The following is a 2,871-nucleotide window of genomic DNA, read 5'->3' as shown; positions in this document are numbered from 1 at the left end:
GCTCCGCATGCTCATCCGACGGGCGACGAGCCGCTACCGCTGGGACGGCCGGCCCACCACCCGACGCCTCAAGTGATCCATTTGCCGGTCGGTCTTAGCCGTCATCGTGGCGGTCGCCGTGTCCTGGCAAGGCGCCGTAGCATGAAATTGCTGGTCAGAAGGGGTGCCCGGTTCTGGGGTGCCCCTTTGCCGTGTGCGGCGGGGCTACGAGATGCGGTCTGTGGGAGGGGCGCTGATTCTGGTGGGGACGGTGTAAACGGTGGAAGGAGCCGCTATGTCTGTGATGGACAAGCTCAAGCAGATGTTGAAGGGCCATGAGGAGCAGGCCGGGCAGGGCGTCGACAAGGCGGGTGACTTCGTCGACGGGAGGACGCAGGGGAAGTACAGCGGCCAGGTCGACTCGGCGCAGGAGCGGCTCAGGAAGCAGATGGGCTCGGAACAGACAGGGCAGACCGACACCGGCCGCGAGGACCCGCCTCGGTAGTGGTGCCGTGGTGATGCCGCGGCCGACAGGGCCGTCAGTCCAGCTCGTTCTCGTCGGCCGCGGCCGCCTCCCGTGCCGCGATGATCTCCGTCTCGTACTGGTCGATGACCTGTTCCGCGGTGCGGCCGGTGGACTTCGCCACTTCGTCGATGGCGACCACCGCCCAGTTCGCCAAGGAGAGCGCGAAGGCCAGGAGTTGGTCGTCTCCGTAGGCGCGTCTGACCGTCAGGAGATACGCCAGGTTCAGGTAGGGCACGAGATCGGGTTCCGAGACGTGGCCCGTGCTCGTCCGCATCAGTTCGATCGTGGTCTGTGTCGCTTCCGCGCGGAGCGGAAGCAGCCGGTCCCGTTCCACCTGGACCTCGGCGAGCAGTTCCTGGCGCTGTTCCTTGTCCAACCTGGCCCTCCAGAGCGGTTGTTCCCCGCGGCCGGTCCGCGACCAGCCCCCGACCAGCCCCCGACCGGTCCAAGACCCGTCCACGATCACTTCTTCCAACGACCGGCGCCCGGAAACGCGGGCACCGGTCGTCCGTGCGAGGGGGCTGCGGGAGGCGGAGGGCGGTCGAGGGCGAGAATCCGCCAACTCGGCCGTAGCGCGCCTGGGCCGACTCCGAGCGGTCGGCCGGCTTGGCCTGGGCCGACTCCGAGCGGTCGGCCGGCGTGGCACCGAGCTCCGCCCGGGTGGTCGCTCGGCGTGTGCCCAGGACGTCCCCGAGTACCCGTCCCCGCCTTCACACCCCCCGCCCCGACATCCGCGCCGCCGAAGCGATCGTCGACCTTGCCTCCCGTTCCGTGAGGCCCGTGCGTACGGCGGCCTCGACCAGGGCGTTCGTCAGTTCGGGGCCGAGGCCGTTCTCGTACGCGCGGCAAGCCGCCCAGAAGAGGCGGGTGTTGCGTTGACCCTCCTGGGCGGTCAGGACGAAGTGGACCAGCCCGTGGCCGTGGCCGTGGCCGCCGGTCGAGCCCGAGGGGCTCGTGCGCGCCGGTGGCAGCAGGAGGCGGAGCAGGGCCGGTGGGCAGGGGGCCGGGGGGAGGTGGGAGGTGCCGGGGGCCGTGCCGTAGACGCCGTGGTCGGTGCGGGAGCCGGGGCCGACGAGGTAGCCGCCGGCGCCGCGGATGTCGATGCCGGGGGCGAGTCGGCTCGCGGAGTTGGGGACGACGACGTCGGGCGGGCCGGTGAGCCAGAGGTGGCGGCCGCCGCTGGGCGTCAGGACGACGACTGTCTCGGGGATCGTGAACAGGTGGCGCAGGGCCAGTTCGCGGAGGGCCGCCGAGGAGTCCGTACCGGATTTCGTGTCGAGGTCGACGCCGATCAGGTGGTGGGGGTGGAGGCCGCAGGCGATGCCGTAGCCGGTGGACCAGGGGGCGGCGGAGAAGAGTTCGCGGACGCGGCGGGGGTCGGTGGAGGCGTCGTGGACGCCGTGGCCGAAGCGGCCGCACTCGCCGTGACAAGGAGATGGAGGCGGGTCGTCTCGGTGGGGGGAGCGCAGGGCCGGGAGTTTTGAGCGGGATAGGGGGATCACCGCCAGTCCGCGTTCGGCGGCGGAGAGGGCGTGCGCCAGGGCCAGGGTGCCGGCCTGCCGGTCAGTGGTGGCCATACTTCTATATTCGTACGAGTGTTCGATAAAGGGAAGGGGATTCGGGGTGCGCTTTCGGCTCGCCGGAGGCCCGTTCGCGGCCGGTGGCTGGAAATGCGCCGGAGCGCTTCGCCCCTTGTGCCGCTTGATCTTGCTGCCGCTTGATGGGCTCATCGCGCCTGAGCTGGTAGTTCCTTGATTCAAGGGGGTTTATCGACTTGTCATCATGCTTCAGGGGGAATAGGGGCTTCCGGGCTGGTTCGCCGGAGATTCGGTGGGCAACTCTTGATTCGCGACGTCAAAGACCAGCTCCGAGCGGTCGGCCAACTGCCTCGGGGCAACCCGGACTTGTGCGAAGGCCTTGAAGGAAATGCACATGGCAAGCATCCGTACCGCCCGCGCTCTCGCCGCCGTCTCGGCGCTCCCGCTCGCCGCCGCCCTTTTCACCGGCGTCGCGACGGCCGACAACGGCGCCATCGCGGACAACGGATCGAACGCCGGCGTGGCGAACATCGTCGGCAGCGGTGTCGGCCACGACAACAACGGCAACTCGTCGACCTCGCAGCAGCAGGCGAACGGCTCGGGTGCCTCGAACCAGAACAACACCGCCCAGGTCAACGGCTCCGGCCTCACGGCCATCGACCAGAAGAACGCCGTCGTCAGCTTCACCAACCTCTGGTGAGCCGAGCGAGGGCGGGCCGGGGTCCCGGGGGTGGGCGGATGAGGTCGCCCCGGCCCTGAGGCGACGAGGTCCGACCCTCGGGTGCAGGACGTGTGGGCATGTTTGTGGGGTGTGACACGCCTGTGCGG

At 69.7% G+C, this 2,871-nt stretch carries 4 protein-coding genes; 2 read left to right on the top strand and 2 right to left on the bottom strand.

From position 1 onward, the window contains the following. Positions 1-274 precede the first annotated feature (274 nt). Entirely contained in the window at positions 275-484 is a 210-nt protein-coding gene (locus ACFU53_RS47485) for an antitoxin (RefSeq protein WP_384006733.1), read from the top strand. A 34-nt stretch (positions 485-518) separates the two neighbouring features. On the opposite strand, the gene ACFU53_RS47480 is transcribed toward ACFU53_RS47485, so the two are convergent. Together ACFU53_RS47480 and ACFU53_RS47475 are read right to left on the bottom strand one after the other, a co-directional pair. Further along, positions 519-881 (bottom strand): hypothetical protein, encoded by a 363-nt coding sequence (locus ACFU53_RS47480; RefSeq protein WP_384006730.1) that lies wholly within the window; start codon positions 879-881, stop codon positions 519-521. Between the two features lie 334 nt (positions 882-1,215). Then, positions 1,216-2,082, bottom strand: coding sequence for a bifunctional DNA primase/polymerase (locus ACFU53_RS47475; RefSeq protein ID WP_384006727.1), 867 nt, complete (start codon positions 2,080-2,082; stop codon positions 1,216-1,218). A gap of 355 nt (positions 2,083-2,437) precedes the next feature. Between ACFU53_RS47475 and ACFU53_RS47470 the strand changes: the two genes are divergently transcribed. After that, positions 2,438-2,743: a hypothetical protein gene (locus tag ACFU53_RS47470; protein WP_384006724.1), complete on the top strand. Its 306-nt coding sequence runs from the start codon at positions 2,438-2,440 to the stop codon at positions 2,741-2,743. The last annotated feature ends 128 nt before the right edge of the window (positions 2,744-2,871 follow it).

Origin of the sequence: Streptomyces sp. NPDC057474 (assembly GCF_042802555.1) — a bacterium.
Lineage (GTDB): Bacteria > Actinomycetota > Actinomycetes > Streptomycetales > Streptomycetaceae > Streptomyces.
Note: the sequence above shows the minus strand (reverse complement) of the source record. Positions and strands in the feature narration are given on the sequence as shown.